Here is a 20,494-nt window from a genome sequence, read left to right as displayed (position 1 = left end):
CTTGCGTTGATGTGTGTAGCGATCGAGCCGGGGTGGTGCCCGGGTCCCGCTGCGCGGAACCCTCTCCCCCAGTCTCAGGGCATGGGGTTCTCGGATCAAAAGAGCCACAGTCGACACCCGACCAGCGTCGTCGATGCCTGGGATACCGCACTCGCGGATCACAGCAAGGAGATATTGATCCGACTGCGGGCCGAGGTTGAGCAGATTCAAGCCGAGGCTGACGCCTCGGACGACCTGGCGGACGAGCACACGAAATAGAACATCTGTTCTAAAATCGATAACCTGGCGGTCCGCAAGGAGGATCGGCAGTGGGTACATCGAAGCGATACGCGTCGGCGGCCGATCGCAGGATGGATACGCGCATCCTCGAGCGGATCGCCGCGGAGGCCGGCCCCCTGCAGTCGCTCTCGAGCGCCGACCTGCGCTTAGACGTAGAACCGGTGACGATCGACCCGCGGCCGAAGCCTGCGAAAGCGTGGGTGCGCTTCGGCGCCACGCCGGCGCTCGTCGACGCGGAGGTCTGCCGGTCGACAGCGGATGCCTGCGCGATCAGGTTCCGCGTGGGCGAGACGGAGATGAAGGCATGGGTATGGGCCTCGGCTGTCACCCCGGCCTCTCCTGCAAGGCGCTGAACGTCCCCTGTGGACGGTTTCTGCAGCGCCGCCAGCATCCTGGTTGCCTGGCATCGTGGATGACGACGAATGGCCGGGCTTCTCCCCTACCTGTGAGCGCTGCCTGGTGCAGCTGCAACCGTCGTGGAACCCGCCGACTTCCCCGGTCTGGCGGTGCCCGAATTGCGGCCTGGTGCGCATGTTCTAGCCGATCTGGCGGACGGCGAGCAAAGCAAGCCCGAAAACGTCGGACGACGGTAGGTCGCTATTCACTCGCAAGGAGCGTGCAGCTCCGAGGTACTATCCGCTCCTTCAGTCAACGAGCCATCTGATCGTGTCCCGGTTCAATACCGGGTCTGAACACGGGCTTTGCGGGGGAAATGACGTAGCTCAACGTTACAATCCCCGCCGCGATCAATCCAACACGCCAATTCCAGAACGCCAAGCCGAATGCCGCCCAATAGGCAGCGGCGGTAAGACCATACTTGATGGTAAGGCGGCGAAGATAAGCCTCGGTTAGCCTTCGATCGGGAAAACCTCTGGCGGTGGCGTACACCCACCGAAGAAACCACCAGGTCGCCGGTGCCGCTGCTATGCCCAGGTACCAAAGGGCGGCGGTCGTGCTGTCCGCATCTCCACCGAAATGTTCGACCAACTGGCGCGCGGGAAATGGAGTGATACTGACCGCAGCCAAAAAGCCGATGGTCAGCAGGTTGTAGCCGTGGTCGGTCTTCTCCAGCAGCTTGCCGCTGAAATGACTGTGGGACCAATAGAGGCCGATGAGGATCACGCTGAGGACGTAGGCGGCGTAGTCCGGTGCCAGCTTCAGGTAGGCCGCGGCGAGGTCGCCATCCTCAGGCCTCGGTGCGCGCAGTTCCACCACAGGGACGGTGATCGCGATCGCAAACACCGCGTCGCTGAACACCTCGAGCCGATCCGTCTCATGTTCGGTTCCCTTGAGAGAGAAGACCGCCATTCGAGCTAGAGCATCTCGAGCGGGCGACGGTCGCGTGGCCGAGGAAATGCCGCGTCGAGTGTCGCAAGATCGGCGTCGGAAAGGACGATATCTGCGGCTGCCCGGTTCTCCCGCACATGTGCGATCGAACTCGCCTTCGGAATCGCAATGAGGCCATCGTGCCGCAACGTCCAGGAAAGTGCGACCTGCGCAGGGGTAGCACCAACCTTAGCTGCGATCTTCACAAGGGAGGGATGGCTCGAGAGTCGTCCCTGCTCGACGGGACTATAGGCCATGACAGGCATTTCATGAGCGACGAGCCACGGCAACAATTCCAACTCAGGGCCTCGACGGACGAGATTGTAGAGAACCTGATCGGTCACGCAGCCATCCCCGCCGGCAGCAACAAGCTCGTCCATGTCGTCAGTATCGAGGTTGCTGACACCCCAATACCGAATCTTCCCGGCCGATTTCAGCGCCTCCATCGCTTCTATCGTCTCAACGAGCGGCACCGATCCCCGCCAGTGGAGCAGGTAGAGGTCGAGCCGGTCGGTGCCGAGACGTCTCAAGCTCGCCTCGCATGCGCGTGAAAGGCGTGCGCGCGAGGCGTTCTGCGGATACGCCTTGCTGACGAGGAACAACCGGCCGCACCGGTCGCCTAGCGCTTCGCAGATCAGCGCTTCCGCCGCGCCGTCGCCGTACATCTCGGCAGTATCAACGAGTGTCATGCCCAGCTCGACACCGGCGATCAACGCGGCGATCGGCAAGGAGAGACGGCGCAAGGACCGAGCGCGCAACCGTCGGAACCTGGACCCAGGAACGACGATCCTCCTTGAGCAGGGCAGCCCTTGGAGCGACGCTCCGACTGCGAAGATCGAGCAACTCGTCATCGCCATCGCGCCGACGGTAATGGGAGCAGGACGCCTCGCTGCCTACCTCCGCAGCGCGCCCCCGCTCGCTTCGTCAAGGGATCAGGCCATGCCACGCGCGGCACAGCGGCTCCTCCGGAAAGCTCGCACCGCAGACCTGAAAGTCGCCCTGCCCGCCTGTGGACAGTGCGGCGAAGAGCGCTTCCTGGAACAGACAAGTCCGACCGGAGAACGGCTCGGCGGGCGCTGCACGAAACGCCGCTACGCTGCGCCCTGCTCTATATGCGACAGGCTTCTACCAATCACGCGCCGCATTGGTGAGTCACAATTCTGCGCCAACTGCTGGCGGCGCGACCCGAGGTCGCGAAGGGAATGCGCGGAGTGTGGGCGGCTACGCACGACCCACTCCATCGTCGGCGACAAGCCGTACTGCAACGACTGCGTGCCGAAACCGCGGATCGTATGTTTCATCTGTCACGAGGTCCGGCGGCTTTACTCCGCACGCATCGGTACTGGAGTCTGTGAGAGCTGCTACATCTCGACCGCCGGGTTTATGAAGCCGTGCCCTGAGTGCGGTGACAAACGTGTGATCGCCCACGACAAGGACGACAGACTGGTGTGTGCAGACTGTGCCGGGAACGCACCACTTTTCACCTGCAATGAATGCGGAGGCGAACGGGGGGCACGGCGGACGCTGTGCTCGGGCTGCGATCTGGTGAAACAAGTCGAGGAGCTATTCTCCGAAGCGTCGGATAGCGACGCGCGTGCTGCCCTCGAACCTCTACGCCACTATCTCCTTTCCTACAAGCACGACGCGGACCGGCTTCTGCGCTGGATGAGCCGCAGCACTAGCATCGCGATCCTGCGGCGGATTCTCGATGGCGAGATCCCCATCAGTCAACGCGCGTTGGAGATGCCCGAGCATCCGCATGCAGCATTGCGCGTTCGGGCTCTGCTTGAAGTCACGGGATGTCTGACAGAAGAACGCGACCCCTGGGCGTCATATGAACAATGGGCGGATCAACTCATCGCGATTTGCCCAAAGGCGAACCGAGAGCAATTTACGATCTTCACCCGTTGGATCGTTCCTGCCACCGCGCGCGTGCAGATTCGACGACGAGGCATCACCGATAGCACCCTCAGCCGGGCCAGAGAGATGAGCCGCGCGGCGCTCGAATTCCTCCAGATGCTCGAAGCGCGGAACCTGTCGTTGCAATCCGCCCCGCAGTCGATCTTCGACGAGTTCGCTGCCTCGCGCCGCAGCAGAGCAATCGCGATCCGTCCTTTCATCCGATGGGCGAAACAGACCGGCGCGATGCGCCGAATCTCCGCCCCGGTACGACCCAAGTCCGCCCCGTCGCTCGCCTACAGCGAGGCCACCCATCATTCTTGGGTGTCTCGCTTCCTCGAAGACGATCAGCTGAACGAGGGAACGAGGCTCGTCGGATTGATGGTCGGTCTCTACGCAGCGCCGATCACACGGCTCGTCAAACTCCAAGACAAGAACATCGTCTATCGAGGCGAAACGGCGACGCTTTCCCTCGGGAACGCTCCGCTCCACCTAGCGCCACGCGTCACCGAACTGCTCGGCATGCAACTGGCGCAGCGCGCTATATCCCCGGAAGGATGGTTATTCCCATCACCCGCCCTTCCTGGCCGACACATCGACCCCTCGACGCTTACCAAACGCCTGAGAGACCTCGGCTGCGAGACCATCCTGCTGCGCGGCGCTGCGATGATCAACCTGACCGCTACCGTCCCGCTCGGACCCTTGGCGGATCTCACAGGGCGATCACTATCGGCGACAGGCAGATGGATCAAGTCATCGGGTAGCACCTATCTGGTGTACCCGGCGATCCGGGATCCCTCCCGTCCTGGTGTGTCCAGCCAGTAGAACACTGCCGGGAACTCGCGGCCTTCGTGTCCTCAGATGCTGTTGAGTAGGCTGAGATCGAGTCCGTGCCACTCGCGCACACGCGAGAACGGACTCGTTCTTGTCCTGCCAGAAGGAGCCCGCCCATGTCGCGCTTGTCGGACCTGCTGCGCACCGTCAATCAACTCGATCCGCAGCTCGCTAAGGACCTCGACAGCGAGATCCAGCCACTCCAGAAGCGTCTACCGTTCGGGCTCAACTTCGAGCGTCATGCGCCGGAGGCGGTGGAGCTTCCCGCGCACAAGATTCGCAAGATGAGCAAGGTTCGAGTGCTCCCTCCGAGAGGGGTGACGGGGCACGGCGACCAGCGCATCTGGACTGTCGATGGAATCAACGGAGAGACCGCCGACATCTCGACGCCGAACGGCGCGAAGATCGAGGCCGCCTCGGTGGCATTGGATGACCTGGTTCTCGTGGCCGAATTCCGTGACCGCATCTACCCCGGCCTGCGCCCCGACGGGACCATCGAGCGCGGCGGCAATAAGCCGTTCCATACGGTCATCAATGGCGAGAACTTCCACGTCCTGGAGCAGCTCACGTTCACGCACGAGAAGTCCGTGGATGCGATCTACATCGACCCGCCCTACAACACAGGATCGCGCGACTGGAAGTACAACAACGATTACGTCGAGGGCGACGACCTGTACCGGCATTCGAAGTGGCTGGCGTTCATGGAGCGGAGGCTGAAGCTCGCCAAGCGGCTCCTGAAGCCCGCGAGCTCCGTGTTGATAGTCACGATCGACGAGAAGGAGTACTTGCGCCTTGGCCTGCTACTGGAGCAGACGTTTCCCGAAGCGCGTATCCAGATGGTGACGAGCGTCATCAGTAGTCAAGGCTCAGTGCGTGACGGAATGTTCAGTCGGTCTGACGAATACATCTTCTTCGTGTTCATGGGGCAGATGGCAGCCGCCCGCACGACTGACGACATGCTGAACGAAGGCCAATCCGAGAGCAAGTCTCAGGTGTGGTTTCAATACGTTCGGACTGGCAAGGGGAACTTGAGGGCAGACTCGCCCAACTTGTTCTTCCCGATTTTTGTAGAGGAAGCAACCGGACGCATTGTTCGGGTAGGGGCGCCGATTCCGCTTGGGACGAGTGTCGAGACGGTGCCAGTCCCAGCGGGTGAGGTCGCGGTATGGCCGAAGACCGCCACGGGCGCGGAAGCTCGCTGGCGCACAGGGGTCGAGGTCGCGCGACGGCGGGTCGAGAAAGGGCTGATCAGAGCCACCAAGTCCCAGCGACGGGGACGAGGCTACTCGATCATGACGGTGAACCAGGGCACCGAGGATCAGATCGAAAAGGGCGAACTCAGTGTGACCGGCCGCAACCCTTTGACTGGCGCAGCCATCATAGACACGTCGATGGTGTCTCGTGATCGTGCAGCAAAGACAACTTGGAACAGGGTCTCTCATAATGCGGGATGGCATGGCTCGAAGCTCGTTGCGGGCCTTCTGCCGGGTCGTTCATTCCCATACCCGAAGAGCCTCTACGCAGTGGAGGATGCCCTGAGGTTCTTTCTATCCGACAAACCAAACGCGGTCATTCTCGACTTCTTCGCTGGTTCCGGGACGACAGCTCACGCTGTCATGCGCTTGAACAAGCAGGACGGCGGCCGCCGTCAGTGCATCTCGGTGACGAACAACGAAGTCTCGGCCGACGAACAGGCCGCTCTGCGCAGGAAGGGCGTGCGGCCTGGCGATCCCGAGTGGGAGAAGCTGGGCATCTGCGACTACATCACGAAGCCGCGCATCCGCGCCGCGATCACGGGCGAGACGCCCGACGGCGCCCCGATCAAGGGCGACTACAAGTTCGTCGACGAGTTCCCGATGGCTGAGGGGTTCGAGGAGAACGCCGCCTTCTTCACTCTGACGTACGAGTCGAAGTGGCTCGTCGGCGTGGACCGCGCGTTCGCGGCGATTGCTCCGATGCTGTGGCTACGCGCCGGTGCGGTCGGCTCTCGCATCGACTGGATCGAAGGCGGATGGGCGATCGCTGACAGCTACGGCATCCTTCGCGACCTTGACCAGGCCGCCGAGTTTGTCGAGGCACTGCGCGGGAAAGGCGGCATTCGGATCGTGTACGTCGTCACGGACGACGAGGGGCGGTACCAGCAGGTCGCCGACGAGATCCGCGGCGTCGAAACCGTCCGCCTATATGAAGACTACCTCCGCAACTGCGAGATGACGGGGGACTTCTGATGCGCTTCACGCTGAAGGACTACCAAGCAGACGCGGTCGGTGACACGCTGCGCGAACTGACCTCTGCGCGGGACTTCTACCGCAGCGCGAGCAGGCGAGTCTCGTCGGTGGCGCTGACGGCTACGACGGGCGCCGGTAAGACGGTCATGGCTGCGGCCGTGATCGAGTCGCTGTTCTGGGGCAGCGACGACTTCAGCATCGCGCCGGACCCCGGCGCCGTCGTGCTGTGGTTCAGCGACGACCCGGCGCTGAACCAGCAGACCAAGCATCGGCTGGAACAAGCGTCGGACCGCCTGCGCAACCGTCTCGTCACGGTCGAGCACCCGTTCAGATACCAGAAACTCCAGTCGGGCAACGTCTACTTTCTGAACACCTCGAAGCTGTCGAAGAACAGCCTGCTCGTGCGGGGCCGCGACGACTCCAACACCCTGCCTGGCTTCGACTCGCATGCAGACACAGTGCCGTTCACGTTCTGGGACACCCTGCGGAACACGATCGAGGACAACGACCTCACGCTCTACATGGTGCTTGACGAAGCACATCGGGGCATGGGCAAACGCCCGTCGGAGACGCCGACCATCGTGAAGCGCCTCATCAACGGCCACAATGACGTGCCGCCGGTGCCGATCGTCTGGGGCATCTCGGCGACTGTGCAGCGGTTCGAGGCTGCAATGAGCGAAGCCGAGGTGCAATCGAATCGTGTGCACCTCGCGACGGTGCAGGTGGACCCTGTGCGTATCCAGGAGTCGGGTCTACTGAAGGACGACATCGTGCTCGACTTTCCCGCGGAGACGGGTGATTTCAATACAGTGCTGCTGCGCCGGGGCGTCCGGAAGGTGAAAGGAATTTCTGCGGCCTGGACGGCGTACGCGAACGATCAGAACGAGGAGCCCGTCAGGCCCCTCATGGTGCTTCAGGTGCCGAACAAGCCGTCGCCGACGGAGGTCGCCTCGGCTATCGACGTGATCCGTGACGAGTGGCCTGAACTGGAGGCGGACGCGATCGCCCACGTCTTTGGCGAGCACACTGCGCAGACGTTCGGCTCGCACAGCGTGCCTTACATCTCCCCGGAGCGCGTGCAGGACGCCTCCTACGTCCGTGTGCTGCTTGCCAAGGACGCCATCAGCACGGGCTGGGACTGCCCGCGCGCTGAGGTCATGGTCTCGTTCCGCCCAGCGAGGGACGAGACGCACATCACGCAGCTTCTCGGCCGGATGATCCGTACACCGCTCGCCAGGCGTATCGAGGGCGACGACCTGCTCAACAGCGTCGAGTGCATCCTGCCGAAATTCAACAAGGCGACGGCCAGCCTCGTGCTGGAGCGGATCATGGGCAACGACCTGACCACGGGCGGCGGGACGGGACAGCGTGTCCTCGTCGACCCACAGGTCATGACGCCGAACCAGGCCGTCCCGGACGAGGTCTGGGAATTGTTCCAAGCCTTGCCTGCCGAGACACTGCCTCGCAAGCATGCGAACCCGATCAAGCGACTCACTTCGCTGGCACACGCGCTCGCGGCTGACCGGCTGCTAGCTGACGCGGGGAAGCTCGCCCACGAGCGCCTCCACGGTGTTCTGAACGGACTCTCGGCTCAGTATGCAAACGACCTGACGAAGGCGCTCAAAGACGTTCAGACGGTTGCTGGCGGCACCGTTCGCGGACAAGCACGCCACGGGCTCCGCCAGGACGAGTCGTGGACGGAGTACGCGGACGACCGCGCCATCCAGGACGCATATCGCACAGGCGCGCGGTCGATCACGCCAGACATCGCCCGTACCTACGTCGAACATCTCGCCGCGGACGCTGAGGACGAGGACGCCTACCGCGACGCGAACGTCCGAGTCGCAGCCCTCGCTATGCTGCCGCAGACCCGTCCCGCGCTCGATACCGAGGCCGACCGCATCGCACACGAGTGGCTCGGCAAGTACCGTGTCGCGATCAAAGACCTCTCCGAGTCAAGGCAGAGCCTCTACGCAGAGATCACCGCCATGAGCACGGACCCTCAGCTCATCTCAATGGCGTTGCCGAAGAACCGCCAGGAGGAGACGAAACGCGTCACCGGCGACTCCGAACAGCTCCTTGAACGACGGGCACTGCACTTGTTGGCCGACGACGAGGGCATGTTCCCGGTCGGGAAGCTGAACCCCGACGAGATCGAGGTGCTGGACGCCGAGATGTCGAGGGGCGGGGCTCTGGCCTGGTATCGGAACCCAACAGGCGGCCGCGATTCGATGAGCATCGCCTACCAGGACCGTCACGGCGAATGGCGCACACTGCGCCCCGACTTCCTCTTCTTCGCCAACGGCGAAGACGGAGTGCGAGCGAGCATCGTGGATCCCCACGGCCACTGGCTCCCGGACGCGGCGTGGAAGCTACACGGCATGGCGAGGTTCGCCGAGGCCTACGGGGACCAGTTCCACAGGATTGAGGCAATCAGCCGGATAGACGGGAAGCTCAGAGTGCTCGACTTGAAGCTCGCCGACGTGCGCGCGAAGGTGCTGAACGAATCCGACGCGCGGTTCGCCTACGACCGCGCCGCCGTGGACTATTGAGCGCAGGATCGTCTGCCACTCGTAGTCGTTACTCACCGGCTGAGATCGCGAATCAATGTCGTTGGTAACCGAGAATCTCAACCACAGGGACGGGGCGTGAGCGATGACAGATCCTGAGGCAACGCAGATGCCGATCTACAGTCAGGCGGAGGCATTCGCGAAGCGGCCTGGAATGTACATTGGACGGCCAATCCGAATCGACCGAGTGATGATCTTTCTGCACGGCTACGAGGTCGCGATCTTCCACGTCCGCTTGGCGCGCTTCCCCGAGATCGCCAAGGTGCACCAGTCGGGCGGTCCACTGTCACAGTTCCGCGCTCAGATGCGGGATGAAGGACGGTTGCGATGGGACAGCGTGGAGCTCACTGCGGTGGCCGAAGCAATCGGCTGGACAGGTGAAGAACCGCCCGTGCTAGATGATCTGACCGAAGAACAGCACCACGCCGCGATCTGGCGTCTTGTACCCCTGCTGGAGCGAATGTTTACATTGCCTGCTGCCGTCGTTGAATCTTGATGCGATGAGCGAACCAAAAATTGAGAACGATCTCGCCCTAATCGAGAAGGCCCAGCAGCTCGCCGGACACTTCCCTGACGCCGACGCACTCGACCGCGCCCGCCGCATCCTCAACGGCAGCACCACCCCGGCCGAGGCATACGCCGAGCTGGACGAGAAGTACGGGTCGAACGTCGAGGACGGGCGAAAGAAGTACGTCCGATGACACGCCCTGCTCAGCGTCAGCGCCCTAACGCCTCCCGAGGTCGCGCGAGCACATTCTGACTGGCCCGAGCTGTTCGAGGGACTCAGCGCTGAGCAAGTAAACGCCGTGCGCACAGTGCTAAGCATCCGGCTGCGCAGCGGGCAGAACCTGGACTACGGCACAGTGCGAGAGCTTGCGGTCCACGCACAGACCTGCCCGTTAGTTCACGCGTAGCACGCCTGCCTCACCCCTTCGAAGGTGCGTCAGCCTCTTCCGGTGGAACGGAGAACTATGGGGTAACAGTTCTCGCCTGGGTATGTCACTTCCACCAGTAGACCACAATCCCCTGCTCGTTCGTCTCTTCATCCCCTTCCCTGATCAACCGTTTTTCTTCGCCTTCCGGCAGACAGAGATAAAACGGAGGCGGAGCGCGCAGCGCGCGCAATGTCGAGCGATATAAGCCCGTAGGGCGCGTTCGAGATTGTAGGAACGGAGTCGCGGGAGCCGACGTATTCTCGACAGCCGGAAAGGTCAAAGAAACAGAGCTTCTGCTGCGCCGTGTCAGCGGCTCCTTCGCGCGTTCGCGCGCTCGTCGTTTGGTTTTCCACGGGATCACCGGATGGGGAGTTCCGTGCCGTCGATCGGGGGGCGGTTGCAGGCGCCCGCGCCGCCGCACAACTCCATGCCGTAGAGGGCGTAGAACGCCTCCGGGTTGACGAAGCTCGCGTAGACGCCCGGGGCCCCTTCCGGCCTGCGAGAGAACCAGCGTGTCGAGCTGGGCGTTGGTGTTGTGCCTCCCGTCCGTCACCGGTCGCGCCGCGACCCGCGTGTCAGCCGTTCTTCGCGGCCAGTCGGTCCGTCTCGCTGTCGTTCCGCCACCCGGCGGTCGCGCCGCCGTCGACGCTGTAGTTCTGTCCGGTCACCCAAGAGGACTCGTCGGAGGCCAGGTAGAGCGCCATGTACGCGATGTCCTCGCCCGTGCCGGGGCGTTGAATGAGCGCGTTGCCGACCTGCCAGGCCTTGCCCTCCGCGTCCACCGCCTTGTCCGTCGCCGGGGTGCTGACGATCGGCGCTTCCGACCCGCCGTAGTGCAGTGTGCCCATGGTGGACGACATCCATTCTCGGAATGACAACTCGGTCACATCGGCGAGAGGCTCGCTATGCCTACGGTTGCCCTTCCAGGTTAGTGGGCGGGTACCAGACCCGCTGCCCGTCCACCGACGCGAACGACGTGAGTGTGTGGGGTTTGGTGGAGGTGGCGCTCATGATGTCCTTCACAGAAATGTGGCGAACGAGCAGCGCATCCGCGATGAGAGACCGGTGGCAGCGCCACGGGACCGCTTCCGCGCACATGATCGCCACAATCTTCTCTTTTGCTCGATCGATCAGACGGTCTATTCCACGCGCGAAGGGCTCGGTTTGCATGTAGTCGGCGTAGCTTCGGAAGCTTTTGTTGCGCCAGGCGCCGTTGATGCTCTCCACATTCACTGGGGTGTGGCGGAGACCGCCGAGTTCTTCCATCCGCGCATAGTGCAGGCCTGCGTGCGTCAGGCTTTCCTCAAGCGCCTGCGCGCCGAATTGCGGGTTATGTCGGGAGCCGGGAACCGTCCGCACATCGATGAGTTGTTGCACGCCGTTGTTTTCGAGCAGCGCTATGAACTCCTCGATCGGGTGTGTGGAGTGACCGATGGTGAACACTGTCGAGGGTTGCATCCTGCTCCTGAACGGTTGCGAGCGGTCGGTGGAGCCTGACCCGGTTTCCCGGACGGTTTCTCTGTGTTGATCATGCCGCGGTTGCGGCGGGGTTGTGAAGTCGTTCGAACTCCACGGGGCTGAGGTTGCCGAGCGCGGTGTGCGGGCGGGTGGGGTTGTAGAAGCCCTCGATCCACTCGAATATCGCCGACGACAGCTCGGTCCGGGATGTCCAGGTTGAGCGGTCGAGGAGCTCGCGTTGCATCGTGGACCAGAAGGACTCGATGAGCGCGTTATCGACCGATGAGGCGACTCGCCCCATCGAGCCGAGCAGTCCGGCTTGCCTGAGTCGGTGGCCGAAGAGCCACGACGTGTGTTGCGCTCCTCGGTCGGCGTGGACCACGGTGCCAGGCTCGGGTCGGCGGCGCCAGCGAGCCATTTCGAGCGCGTCAACGACGATCTCCGCGGTGATTCTGTCTGAGATCGACCAGCCGACGACGCGGCGGGAGAACGCGTCGATCACTGCGGCGCAGTAAACCCACCCGTCTTTCGCGCGATGCTGCGTGATGTCACAGAACCAGAGCCGGTTCGGCTCGTGCGCGCGGAACTGTCGCTTCACGAGGTCCTCGTGCGTCGCCGTGTCCGGCTTCCAGCCTCGTCGTTTGCGTCGATGAGACACCCCGGTCAGGCCATCCAGGCGCATCACCCGGGCGACGCGCTTCTTGCCCACGTGGACACCGAGCCCGAGCCGCAGCTCGGCCAGCACCCGCGGGGCACCATAGGTGCCGCGCGAATCGCGGTGAACCCGCCGGATCGTCGCCGGGGGCGCCCTATCAGCGATCGTCCGCGGCGATGGCGGACGCGACGCCCACTCGTAGTATCCCGAGGTCGACACCCTGAGGAACCGGCAGGCCACCGCGACGGGAACCCCATCCGCGGCAAGCTCCTGGACCAACCGGAACCCTATTTTGGGAGTACGTTCTCCCGAGCGAGATAGGCGCTGGCGCGCTTGAGGATCTCATTCTCCATCTCCAGCACGCGGTTGCGGCGACGCAGCTCGACCAGCTCCATATGCTCGTCGGTCGTGATCCCGGCCTTGCGGCCGGAGTCGATCGCGTCGCGGTTTATCCAGTTCCGAAGGCACGACTCGCTGATCCCCAGATCACGAGCGGTCTGACCGACAGGGTTTCCCTGGGCGACCAGATCCAGGGCTCGACGCCGGAACTCCGGCGAGTGGGCAGCAGGCATCTCACGGGCTCCTTCCGAGACGATCATCGCCTCAACTCAGGTGTCCGGGAAACCGTGTCAGGCTCCCCCCACGCTCGGCGTTTGCGCAGGTCAGCGGCTCGTTCGCCCAGTGGGCACATCAAGCGATAGACGCAAAGCCGACGTGATGAGGTCGTCGGTTCGATTCCCACAGGGGGCTCCGGCGAACAGCCCCTGACCTGCGGAAACGCAGGGCAGGGGCTGTTCGGGTCTGGTGGTCGCGCGATGCGCTGGCCTCACGGCTCTGCCCGACACCGACGTCGCTCTCCTCTGCGACGGACCCCTCGCGGCCGGCATCCTGTCCGTGTGTCGATAGGCCTCGCACCGCTCGGCAACGCAGCGTGACGTTGCGTCGCGACCTGGCTACGGCTCGGAGGGGCGCGGTTGTCTCGTGCGTTGGCGGACTACGGGAGCTTGGACGCGAGGAGGTCGGCCGCCATGATCTCGGGTGCTGCGCCGAGGAGGTGCTGGTTGGCCGTCAGGTCCGAGCCGTGACCGGCTACGTCGACGACGCACGCATCCAGCCTCGTGCCGGCCGGGGGCCGGGTTCGGTGCGGGTCGGTCTCAGAAGGCGCTGGCGGCGGCTTCGGCGACGGCCTGGTCTTGGACGCCGGTTCCTCCGCTGACGCCGACGGCGCCGACGACCTGGCCGTCGCGCTCGAGCGGGATGCCACCGGCGAAGATCATCACCCGACCGTTGTTGGAGGCGTTGATGCCGTAGAACTGCTCACCGGGTTGGGCGAGGTCGCCGAGGTCTTTGGTGGCTGTGTCGAACGCTCGGGCCGTGAAAGCTTTGTTGATCGAGATGTCGATGCTGCCCAGCCACGCTCCGTCCATCCGTACGTGAGCGACGAGATTGCCGCCGGCATCGACGACGGCGATGTTACTGGGCTGACCCTGCGTGCTGGATTCAGCTTCTGCTGCCGCGATGACACGTTTGGCGTCGTCCAACGACAATGTAGGAATAGATGGCATCAATTGCTCCTTCGAATGTGGCGTGCGCTTTGTGGCTCGAGCCGCTCCATAGCCGCCCGTTGGTTTGCCTGTTGAGTTTGTGACCGGCAGCGCTCGTGTTGTGTTCGCGTTGCGGACGTGCGTTGGCGGACTACGGGAGCTTGGACGCGAGGACGTCGGCCGCCAGGATCTCGGGTGCTGCGCCGAGGAGGTGCTGGTTGGCCATCAGGGCTGCGACGATGGCGCCGTCGGCGTGGGCGTCGCGAGCGGCCTCGTCGGGGAATGCATCGAAGATCCAGAAGGTGTCGGCGTGGGTCCTGACCGCGAACCAGACAATCGTTCCTACTTCTTCGTTGGCGAGTGCGACAGCGCCGGCGAGCAGATCGGCGACCGCGTCGTGCTGTCCATCGGCCGCGACGATCTTGGCGACGAAGGCATACGGAAGTGATGCGGGTGTGGACATGAGGGACTCTCCTTGAAATCGGGGTTCTTCGTGGGACGAGTTCAGCGTATGACGAGCGAGGGCCGGTGGGGAGTGGCGTATACGGCAGTATTGCTATTGTTTACGTCATGCGTATTGGACTGATCGCGATCGACGGCTGCTTCGGTTCGGCTATCGCGTCGATCATCGACATCGTGCGGGTGGCCGAGGGTGCCCGCGGCGATGTCGACCCGCGGATCGACCCGATCGAACTCGCCATCCTCGGACCGAAACGGCGAGTGACCACGACGGCATCGATGACCCTGTCGGTGGACCACCCGCTGTCGGAGTCCGGAGAGTTCGACGTGGTCGTTGTCCCTGCGCTTGGAACCCTTACGGCCGCCGCTACCAACGACGCCCTCCAGAGCCGAGATGCTCGTTCGGTCATCGCCTCGCTCGGGCGCCTCGACGAGGCGACCACCCGGATCGCCGCGGCGTGCACCGGCGTGTTCGCCGTCGCCGAGACCGGACGGATGCATCATCGGCGGGCGACGACCAGCTGGTTCCTGGGGCCGGAGTTCCTGAAGCGCTATCCGACCGTCGCCCTCGATCTCGACACCATGGTCGTGACCGACGGGAACCTCGTCACCGCCGGCGCCGCGTTCGCCCACATCGACCTCGCGCTCTCACTCGTGCGATCGATCAGCCCCGACCTGGCCCAACATGTCGCCAAGCTCCTCATCATCGACGAGCGCCCGTCGCAGGCGGCCTTCGTCGCTTACGAACATCTCCGGCACGAGGACTCGATCGTCGTCGAGTTCGAACGCTTCGTGCGCGCCCGCCTGGACGAACCGTTCAACGTCGCCTTCGTCGCGCAGTCACTTGGCACCAGCCGGCGCACCCTCGAAAGACGAGTCCGTGCGGCGCTCAACCTGACTCCGCTCGGCTTCGTCCAACGGCTTCGCATCGAACGAGCTCGGCACCTCTCAGCAACCACGGACCTCACCTCCGCCGAGATCGCGCTACGAGTCGGCTACGCGAACGCCGAGACTCTGCGCTCCCTCCTGCGTAGGGAGCGACACCGTTCCTGACCTATCGCCATGCCTGTAGCCGGTGTGCCAGTGCTCGACTGGAATCACCTCTCAGCACGTCGCGTCGACGCTCCTGCGTCGCCCCCTGAACGACCCACTCGACACGCCCGCAGCACAGGCCATGTGACGTGTCCCGGCTTCCCGGACGGTCGGAGTTGGGTGGCTGCGATGTCGCTGCGTTCTCGTCGAGAGCATCAGCAGACCCGATCAGAGTCGATTGGGATAGGACGCGAAGGCGGTCAGGTCAGGGCGGCCGAAGCCGGCCGGCGGGGTAGCGTCGGACACGTCGAGGTCTTTCGGATGGATGGCGTAGGAACCTCCATCGTCGGGAGACCTCGACGTCTATCCCGGGACCGCCACGCCAACGCCAACTACACCCTCATCTGGGAAGAGCCCGTTTACGGCACCTTCACCGGGCATTTTTGCGGGACAGTCTTACGGGAATCGAAGGCTTAGGTAGTTGCTGGGTTCTGGTCGTTCACCCGGATGGTCCGCACCTGTACCGGTGGACGACCGGCTATCGGGACAGCGGAAGCGGTGTGCGCGGGGCAGACCCGTCAGGAGCGGTCGAGTTCCTTCGCGAAGAACACGCTCGCGGCCTTGAAGACTTCGTTCGCCTTGCGCAGCTCAGCGTTCTCACCCCGCAGGCGCTTGTTTTCCTCGGCAACATCGGTGGGCACACCGGGACGCTGCCCGCCGTCGACTTCGCGACGGCGATGCCACACCCGCAACGTCTCCGCGCTCATACCAAGAAGCCCAGCGACATGGCGCACCGCGGTTATGAGATTCGGATGCGAGGGCTTCGCCTCGTCCAGCATCCGCAACGCCTTCTCCCGCATCTCGGGCGACTACTTCTGATTCATCAATTCCATCCTTGCTTGAAGAACGGAACGGAACGAAACCCAGAGCGATTCACCTTACCCGGCCAACGACGCACCCTCGACGTCTACACCCCCATCTGCAAAGAGCCGGTTATGCCCCTGACGTCAGCGTCGCGGCCTCGGCGAGGGCGGCGGCGAGATACGGTGCTGAAGCGCTGTTTCTCGACGCGGCGACCTCTGCTGGCGTTCCGGACGCGACCACTGTGCCGCCGTCGTCACCGGCTCCCGGCCCGAGATCGATGACGTAGTCGGCTGCGCCGACCACCCGCATGTCGAGTTCCACCATCACGACCGTGTTGCCCGCATCGACGAGAGTCTGAAGGTGGGTAACTAGACGGTCTGCGTCGGCACAGTGCAATCCGGAGGTCGGCTCATCGAGCACATACAGAGTGTCGCCGCGCTGCGCTCGTTGCAGTTCGGTGGCCAGCTTCACACGCTGCGCCTCCCCACCGGAGAGCTCTGTGGCCGGCTGTCCCAAGCGCAGATAACCGAGCCCGACATCAACCAGCGAGGTGAGTGAGCGCATCACGTCGTACTCGCCGGCGAAGAGCTCGTGAGCCTCTTCGACGCTCATCGCGAGGATTTCCGCGATGTTGCGCCCTCGCCAGGTGATCTCCAGGGTGCTCGATTGATAGCGGGTGCCATGGCAGTCGGGACACACGGTGTAGACCGAGGGCAGGAAGAGCAGCTCGACCATCACGGAGCCTTCACCCTCACAGGTCGGGCAACGGCCGCCTGCGACATTGAAGGAGAACCGACCGGGCTTGTATCCGCGTGTCCGAGCTTCCGGCGTCTCGGCGAACCGGCGCCGCACATGATCGAAGAGTCCTGTGTAGGTCGCGACGTTGGAGCGGGGCGTGCGGCCGATGGGTTTCTGGTCGATGCTCACCACACGCCGGACCGTCGTGAGGTCGCCCTCGACCGACCCTCCGAGTTCATCGGACTCGTCAGTGAGGAGCAGGGTGTCGGCCTCTGCGTTGTCCTCCTCGATGCGACGGGTGTCTCCTTGCCTGGCGCCGATGAGGGCTGGCAGGACTTGACTGACAAGGCTGGACTTCCCCGACCCTGACACGCCAGTGACAGCCGTGAGCGTTCCGAGCGGTAGCGCCACAGATACGTCCCGCAGGTTGTTGCGGGTGACGTGCTCCAGCTGCAACCAGTCGTGGGCGGCACGGGGCTGGTGCGGTGGGAGGCCGCTGCCTCCGAAGATGTATCCGCGCGTCACCGACTCGTCGACCTCCGCGAGCCCGTCCGTGGGGCCGCTGTAGATCACGCGCCCGCCGCGTTCCCCGGCTCCGGGGCCGATGTCGACGAGCCAGTCCGCGTGCCGCATGACGTCGACGGAGTGTTCCACGACGAAGAGGCTGTTGCCGCGCTGCTTGAGGCCGTCGAGGATACCCAGCAGCGCGGTGACGTCGTGCGGATGGAGACCGGCTGACGGTTCGTCGAGGACGTAGACGACACCGAACAGTTCCGACGTGAGTTGCGTGGCGAGTCGAAGTCGTTGCAGTTCCCCCCCGGACAGTGTCGGCGTCGTACGGCTCAGCGAGAGGTAGCCGAGTCCGAGGTCGATGATGGGGCGCAGGCGGTCCAGCAGCTCGGCACCGAGGCGGGCTGCCGCGGCGCGCTTCTCGGCGGACCGATTCGGCGTGCGACGGACATCGGGTGCAGCGGAGTGCGCAGACCCGCCTGCAGCGACGCGTTGTGCGACGGCCTCGCGCCTGGTCTCGACGTCTATCGTTGCGCCGGAGGTCTCGTCCTCGAGGTCGGATTCGGCGACGACGGGCACGAGAAGTTCTGCCAATTCACGCAGTGGCAAGGCTGAGAAGTCGGCGATGTCCAGTCCTTCGAACGTGACCGTCAGCGCTTCGGGCTTGAGCTTCTTCCCCTGGCACACCGGGCACACCGCTGCGCTCATGAACTGGGCTACGCGGCGCTTCATCGACGCGCTCTTCGTGTTTGCGAAAGTGTCGAGCACGTATCGTCGCGCGCCGACGAACGTGCCTGAGTAGCTCGGTTCGATCCCCGCTTGGATCGCCCGTCGAGCCTCAGCGAGCGTGAGTCGCGAGTGAACCGGGACGAACGGAGTCTCGTCGGTGTAGAGGATCCAGTCCCGATCCTTCTTCGGCAGATCTTTCCACGGCACATCCACGTCATAGCCGAGCGCGACCAGCACATCGCGCAGCTGGTGGCCGTGCCAGGCGGTCGGCCACGATGCGATGGCGCGTTCCCGGATGGTGAGTGAAGGATCGGGGACCATCCGCTCCTCGGTCACCGCGTACACTCTGCCAATGCCGTGGCACTCGGGGCACGCGCCCTGCACGGTGTTCGCGGAGAAGTCCTCGGCGTAGAGCATCGGCTGACCATCTGGGTATGCACCTGCTCGCGAATAGAGCATCCGAACCACACTCGACAGCGTGGTGATGCTGCCTACAGAGGAGCGCGCGCTGCGCCCTCCGCGCTGCTGCTGCAAGGCGACTGCGGGCGGCATCCCAGTGATGGAGTCGACGTCGGGGACACCCGCCTGGTCGATCAGTCGCCGCGCGTACGGGGCAACTGACTCTAAGTAGCGCCGCTGCGACTCCGCGTACAACGTGCCGAAAGCCAAGGAGGACTTCCCGGATCCGGACACGCCCGTGAACACGACCATCGCGTCACGCGGAACCGTGAGATCGACGTCCTTGAGGTTGTGTTCCCGGGCACCACGCACCCGGACATCGGGCTGGACGTGGGGGGACGCTGAGGAAAGGTGATCCATTTCGGAACTGTACCAAGCGGCTCTCGTGGTAAGCAGGTTCATCGACCGTGGGAGGCAAGATGATGCGGCTGTCTACCGGCTCTTCAAGGTTCGTGGTGAAGGGCGCTTCGTCGGCATCGTCTTTACCAACACGTTCGAGGATTCCCTCCCCTCTACGGGAGCAGATGGGGCAACAGCGATACTCGCGCTGCTTCTTGGTCTCGGCATCCTTGGCGGGGGCGCCTGGCTGGTGACGACAAGTAGGAGGAGACGTCTCACGCGATGAAGAACCTCCCCACCGTCGCCGCCGGACGGAGATCACCGCGGTAGGTCCCTGTCGTCGATCTCACGCCAACCGCATCCGGCTCACTAGGTGGGCGTCTGTCCTGAATGCTCCTTGTAGAACCTCCGGGTTATCACTCAGTTACCGCAGCCCTACACCGAAAATCGACGACGATGGCGATCCTTGCTGGCGTCAAGAGCCACAAAACACATCGCGGATGTTCGACGTGCGGCGGACTCCTCCGCTCCTTGACTTTGTCGATGGCCACGGCACTGAGAATCAGTGCAGGCACGCCAAGCACGCTCCGCATGCTGCCCTGGAGCAGCACCACGTTCAGCTTGGGCGCGAGCTCCAGCAGCCGCAGGATTGTCTGGACACCGGCGTCCAGTTGGGCGATGTTCGGTGCCCGGTTGATGTACCAGGAACTCGGCACACTTGTGCATGCACGAGGAACCCGGGAAGTTCGTCGTCAGTCTTATGAATCTGGCGCTGCCGCACGCCGCACGCCGCACGGGCATGGTCATGGAGTTCACAGACGTACACGCTCCGAGCGTCACCCGCACACCACGAATCAACCTTTAGCAACACGCTCTAGTGGCGGTGGCTAATGGGCCCGAGATGGTCGACACGCCGGAGACGAGGCCGCGTAGAGCTGGGCGACAAGCAGCCGACTACCGGGTCAGAAGGCGACTTCGCCCGCCGGGGTAGCGCCGGCACCCTTTCCGCTCTCCTCCAGGTACCGTGCGTAATCCTCTTCGGGGTCGTACCGGTTCGGGTGGCCGTCGCCCCACAGTTCGTACTTCGTCTCGATCCTGCCGGGCGGGAATGAAGGCCAGCTCCAGTCTTCGCCGCGTGCGTGTGCCCACACCGCAGTTTCCAAGGCGGCGCGCGCGAAGTCGATGGCGGCGAGGACCGAGTCTACGAAGGCACTCCAGCGGTCTCGGTTCGAAGTGGGCCAGCCCCCGGATTCTTCGTCCCAGGAGCGATCTCGGTCTGTGTAGGAGATGCGCTGCGTCGAGAAGGTGGCGAGCTGCGACGCCCAGTCGGCCGGCAATCCCCGGGGAATGCGGAAGTGGATGGTTGCGTACTCGTCCGTCTCGTTGGTAAGTACGCGAACGCCGTAGCCGTCCCAGGTACCGATGACATAGCGAGTGCATGCGAGATGCGAGTAAAGAGGCGACGGGTCGATGTCTCGCACGTACTCGTCAGTGGTGGGGCGGGGGAAGTCCGGCAGTTCGATGTCTGACTGCGGCGTAGTCGAGGCGTGGATGTTAGTCATAAGCAGCTTTCTCTGAGTGGTTTGGACGCCTCCCTATGCGCGACAACATCGAGCCGGCAAGGCTCAGCTGTAGG

General features: G+C 63.8%; 21 protein-coding genes and 1 pseudogene. 9 read left to right on the top strand and 13 right to left on the bottom strand.

Annotation, left to right across the window (positions count from 1 at the left end):
* Positions 1–81: 81 nt before the first annotated feature.
* Complete coding sequence (locus D8M34_RS18710) at positions 82–258, top strand: hypothetical protein (RefSeq protein ID WP_153244971.1); 177 nt, start codon at positions 82–84, stop codon at positions 256–258.
* Between the two features lie 92 nt (positions 259–350).
* Positions 351–632, top strand: a complete 282-nt coding sequence (locus D8M34_RS00350; protein ID WP_199787650.1) for a hypothetical protein — start codon at positions 351–353, stop codon at positions 630–632.
* A 295-nt stretch (positions 633–927) separates the two neighbouring features.
* On the opposite strand, the gene D8M34_RS00345 is transcribed toward D8M34_RS00350, so the two are convergent.
* Together D8M34_RS00345 and D8M34_RS00340 are read right to left on the bottom strand one after the other, a co-directional pair.
* Positions 928–1,587, bottom strand: coding sequence for a TMEM175 family protein (locus D8M34_RS00345; RefSeq protein WP_105950089.1), 660 nt, complete (start codon positions 1,585–1,587; stop codon positions 928–930).
* Positions 1,588–1,592: 5 nt separating this feature from the next.
* On the bottom strand, positions 1,593–2,333 hold the full coding sequence (locus D8M34_RS00340; RefSeq protein ID WP_238695569.1) for an aldo/keto reductase: 741 nt from the start codon (positions 2,331–2,333) through the stop codon (positions 1,593–1,595).
* Here D8M34_RS00340 and D8M34_RS19485 point away from each other — a divergent pair.
* The 5 genes from D8M34_RS19485 to D8M34_RS00315 all read left to right on the top strand — a co-directional run bounded on the left by D8M34_RS19485 (position 2,293) and on the right by D8M34_RS00315 (position 9,837).
* On the top strand, positions 2,293–4,329 hold the full coding sequence (locus tag D8M34_RS19485) for a hypothetical protein (RefSeq protein WP_162604560.1): 2,037 nt from the start codon (positions 2,293–2,295) through the stop codon (positions 4,327–4,329). The two genes, D8M34_RS00340 and D8M34_RS19485, sit on opposite strands and share 41 nt — an antisense overlap.
* Positions 4,330–4,454: 125 nt before the next feature.
* The gene (locus tag D8M34_RS00330) at positions 4,455–6,566 is read left to right on the top strand and encodes a site-specific DNA-methyltransferase (RefSeq protein WP_105950092.1); all 2,112 of its coding nucleotides are present in this window, start codon (positions 4,455–4,457) and stop codon (positions 6,564–6,566) included.
* The gene (locus D8M34_RS00325) at positions 6,566–9,118 is read left to right on the top strand and encodes a DEAD/DEAH box helicase (RefSeq protein WP_105950093.1); all 2,553 of its coding nucleotides are present in this window, start codon (positions 6,566–6,568) and stop codon (positions 9,116–9,118) included. The genes D8M34_RS00330 and D8M34_RS00325 overlap by 1 nt, the downstream gene beginning before the upstream one ends.
* Positions 9,119–9,221: 103 nt before the next feature.
* Entirely contained in the window at positions 9,222–9,632 is a 411-nt protein-coding gene (locus tag D8M34_RS00320) for a hypothetical protein (protein WP_126892903.1), read from the top strand.
* A gap of 4 nt (positions 9,633–9,636) precedes the next feature.
* Positions 9,637–9,837: a hypothetical protein gene (locus D8M34_RS00315; protein WP_105950095.1), complete on the top strand. Its 201-nt coding sequence runs from the start codon at positions 9,637–9,639 to the stop codon at positions 9,835–9,837.
* An 809-nt stretch (positions 9,838–10,646) separates the two neighbouring features.
* Here the strand turns inward: D8M34_RS00315 and D8M34_RS00310 are convergent.
* The 7 genes and pseudogenes from D8M34_RS00310 to D8M34_RS00280 form a co-directional block, all read right to left on the bottom strand.
* Positions 10,647–10,931, bottom strand: a complete 285-nt coding sequence (locus D8M34_RS00310) for an SDR family oxidoreductase (protein ID WP_199787651.1) — start codon at positions 10,929–10,931, stop codon at positions 10,647–10,649.
* Between the two features lie 49 nt (positions 10,932–10,980).
* Positions 10,981–11,529 (bottom strand): DUF488 domain-containing protein, encoded by a 549-nt coding sequence (locus tag D8M34_RS00305; RefSeq protein WP_105950096.1) that lies wholly within the window; start codon positions 11,527–11,529, stop codon positions 10,981–10,983.
* 70 nt (positions 11,530–11,599) lie between these two features.
* Entirely contained in the window at positions 11,600–12,424 is an 825-nt protein-coding gene (locus D8M34_RS00300) for an IS3 family transposase (RefSeq protein WP_234024242.1), read from the bottom strand.
* A 47-nt stretch (positions 12,425–12,471) separates the two neighbouring features.
* Positions 12,472–12,756 (bottom strand): transposase, encoded by a 285-nt coding sequence (locus D8M34_RS00295; RefSeq protein WP_158698552.1) that lies wholly within the window; start codon positions 12,754–12,756, stop codon positions 12,472–12,474.
* Positions 12,757–13,178: 422 nt separating this feature from the next.
* Positions 13,179–13,256, bottom strand: a pseudogene (locus D8M34_RS00290) (antibiotic biosynthesis monooxygenase); the annotation flags it as partial.
* An 82-nt stretch (positions 13,257–13,338) separates the two neighbouring features.
* Positions 13,339–13,725 (bottom strand): GlcG/HbpS family heme-binding protein, encoded by a 387-nt coding sequence (locus tag D8M34_RS00285; protein ID WP_234024130.1) that lies wholly within the window; start codon positions 13,723–13,725, stop codon positions 13,339–13,341.
* Positions 13,726–13,879: 154 nt separating this feature from the next.
* Positions 13,880–14,191, bottom strand: coding sequence for a putative quinol monooxygenase (locus D8M34_RS00280; protein ID WP_105950100.1), 312 nt, complete (start codon positions 14,189–14,191; stop codon positions 13,880–13,882).
* Positions 14,192–14,298: 107 nt separating this feature from the next.
* On the opposite strand from D8M34_RS00280, the gene D8M34_RS00275 reads away from it, so the two are divergent.
* Positions 14,299–15,240 (top strand): GlxA family transcriptional regulator, encoded by a 942-nt coding sequence (locus D8M34_RS00275; protein WP_105950101.1) that lies wholly within the window; start codon positions 14,299–14,301, stop codon positions 15,238–15,240.
* A 557-nt stretch (positions 15,241–15,797) separates the two neighbouring features.
* Here D8M34_RS00275 and D8M34_RS00265 read toward each other — a convergent pair.
* The gene (locus tag D8M34_RS00265; protein ID WP_126892901.1) at positions 15,798–16,058 is read right to left on the bottom strand and encodes a transposase; all 261 of its coding nucleotides are present in this window, start codon (positions 16,056–16,058) and stop codon (positions 15,798–15,800) included.
* A 154-nt stretch (positions 16,059–16,212) separates the two neighbouring features.
* A complete protein-coding gene (locus tag D8M34_RS00260) occupies positions 16,213–18,879 on the bottom strand; it encodes an excinuclease ABC subunit UvrA (RefSeq protein WP_126892900.1) in 2,667 nt (888 codons plus the stop codon).
* Positions 18,880–18,904: 25 nt separating this feature from the next.
* Between D8M34_RS00260 and D8M34_RS19830 the strand changes: the two genes are divergently transcribed.
* Positions 18,905–19,144, top strand: coding sequence for a hypothetical protein (locus tag D8M34_RS19830; RefSeq protein ID WP_158698553.1), 240 nt, complete (start codon positions 18,905–18,907; stop codon positions 19,142–19,144).
* Between the two features lie 130 nt (positions 19,145–19,274).
* Here the strand turns inward: D8M34_RS19830 and D8M34_RS00255 are convergent, their stop codons facing one another.
* A complete protein-coding gene (locus D8M34_RS00255; RefSeq protein ID WP_105950104.1) occupies positions 19,275–19,574 on the bottom strand; it encodes a hypothetical protein in 300 nt (99 codons plus the stop codon).
* 246 nt (positions 19,575–19,820) lie between these two features.
* Positions 19,821–20,420, bottom strand: coding sequence for a hypothetical protein (locus D8M34_RS00250; protein ID WP_105950105.1), 600 nt, complete (start codon positions 20,418–20,420; stop codon positions 19,821–19,823).
* Positions 20,421–20,494: the final 74 nt, after the last annotated feature.

This window comes from Microbacterium sp. HSID17254 (assembly GCF_003989315.1).
Taxonomy (GTDB): domain Bacteria; phylum Actinomycetota; class Actinomycetes; order Actinomycetales; family Microbacteriaceae; genus Microbacterium.
This window is presented reverse-complemented; position numbering and strand designations above follow the sequence as displayed.

What these genes read in the sequence shown, in the direction of transcription:
- D8M34_RS18710 (WP_153244971.1), top strand. Translation starts at nt 82, where the DNA reads ATGGGGTTCTCGGATCAAAAGAGCCACAGTCGACACCCGACCAGCGTC.
- D8M34_RS00350 (WP_199787650.1), top strand. Translation starts at nt 351, where the DNA reads ATGGATACGCGCATCCTCGAGCGGATCGCCGCGGAGGCCGGCCCCCTG.
- D8M34_RS00345 (WP_105950089.1), bottom strand. Translation starts at nt 1,587, where the DNA reads ATGGCGGTCTTCTCTCTCAAGGGAACCGAACATGAGACGGATCGGCTC.
- D8M34_RS19485 (WP_162604560.1), top strand. Translation starts at nt 2,293, where the DNA reads ATGCCCAGCTCGACACCGGCGATCAACGCGGCGATCGGCAAGGAGAGA.
- D8M34_RS00330 (WP_105950092.1), top strand. Translation starts at nt 4,455, where the DNA reads ATGTCGCGCTTGTCGGACCTGCTGCGCACCGTCAATCAACTCGATCCG.
- D8M34_RS00325 (WP_105950093.1), top strand. Translation starts at nt 6,566, where the DNA reads ATGCGCTTCACGCTGAAGGACTACCAAGCAGACGCGGTCGGTGACACG.
- D8M34_RS00320 (WP_126892903.1), top strand. Translation starts at nt 9,222, where the DNA reads ATGACAGATCCTGAGGCAACGCAGATGCCGATCTACAGTCAGGCGGAG.
- D8M34_RS00315 (WP_105950095.1), top strand. Translation starts at nt 9,637, where the DNA reads ATGAGCGAACCAAAAATTGAGAACGATCTCGCCCTAATCGAGAAGGCC.
- D8M34_RS00310 (WP_199787651.1), bottom strand. Translation starts at nt 10,931, where the DNA reads ATGTCGTCCACCATGGGCACACTGCACTACGGCGGGTCGGAAGCGCCG.
- D8M34_RS00305 (WP_105950096.1), bottom strand. Translation starts at nt 11,529, where the DNA reads ATGCAACCCTCGACAGTGTTCACCATCGGTCACTCCACACACCCGATC.
- D8M34_RS00295 (WP_158698552.1), bottom strand. Translation starts at nt 12,756, where the DNA reads ATGCCTGCTGCCCACTCGCCGGAGTTCCGGCGTCGAGCCCTGGATCTG.
- D8M34_RS00280 (WP_105950100.1), bottom strand. Translation starts at nt 14,191, where the DNA reads ATGTCCACACCCGCATCACTTCCGTATGCCTTCGTCGCCAAGATCGTC.
- D8M34_RS00275 (WP_105950101.1), top strand. Translation starts at nt 14,299, where the DNA reads ATGCGTATTGGACTGATCGCGATCGACGGCTGCTTCGGTTCGGCTATC.
- D8M34_RS00265 (WP_126892901.1), bottom strand. Translation starts at nt 16,058, where the DNA reads ATGCTGGACGAGGCGAAGCCCTCGCATCCGAATCTCATAACCGCGGTG.
- D8M34_RS00260 (WP_126892900.1), bottom strand. Translation starts at nt 18,879, where the DNA reads ATGGATCACCTTTCCTCAGCGTCCCCCCACGTCCAGCCCGATGTCCGG.
- D8M34_RS00250 (WP_105950105.1), bottom strand. Translation starts at nt 20,420, where the DNA reads ATGACTAACATCCACGCCTCGACTACGCCGCAGTCAGACATCGAACTG.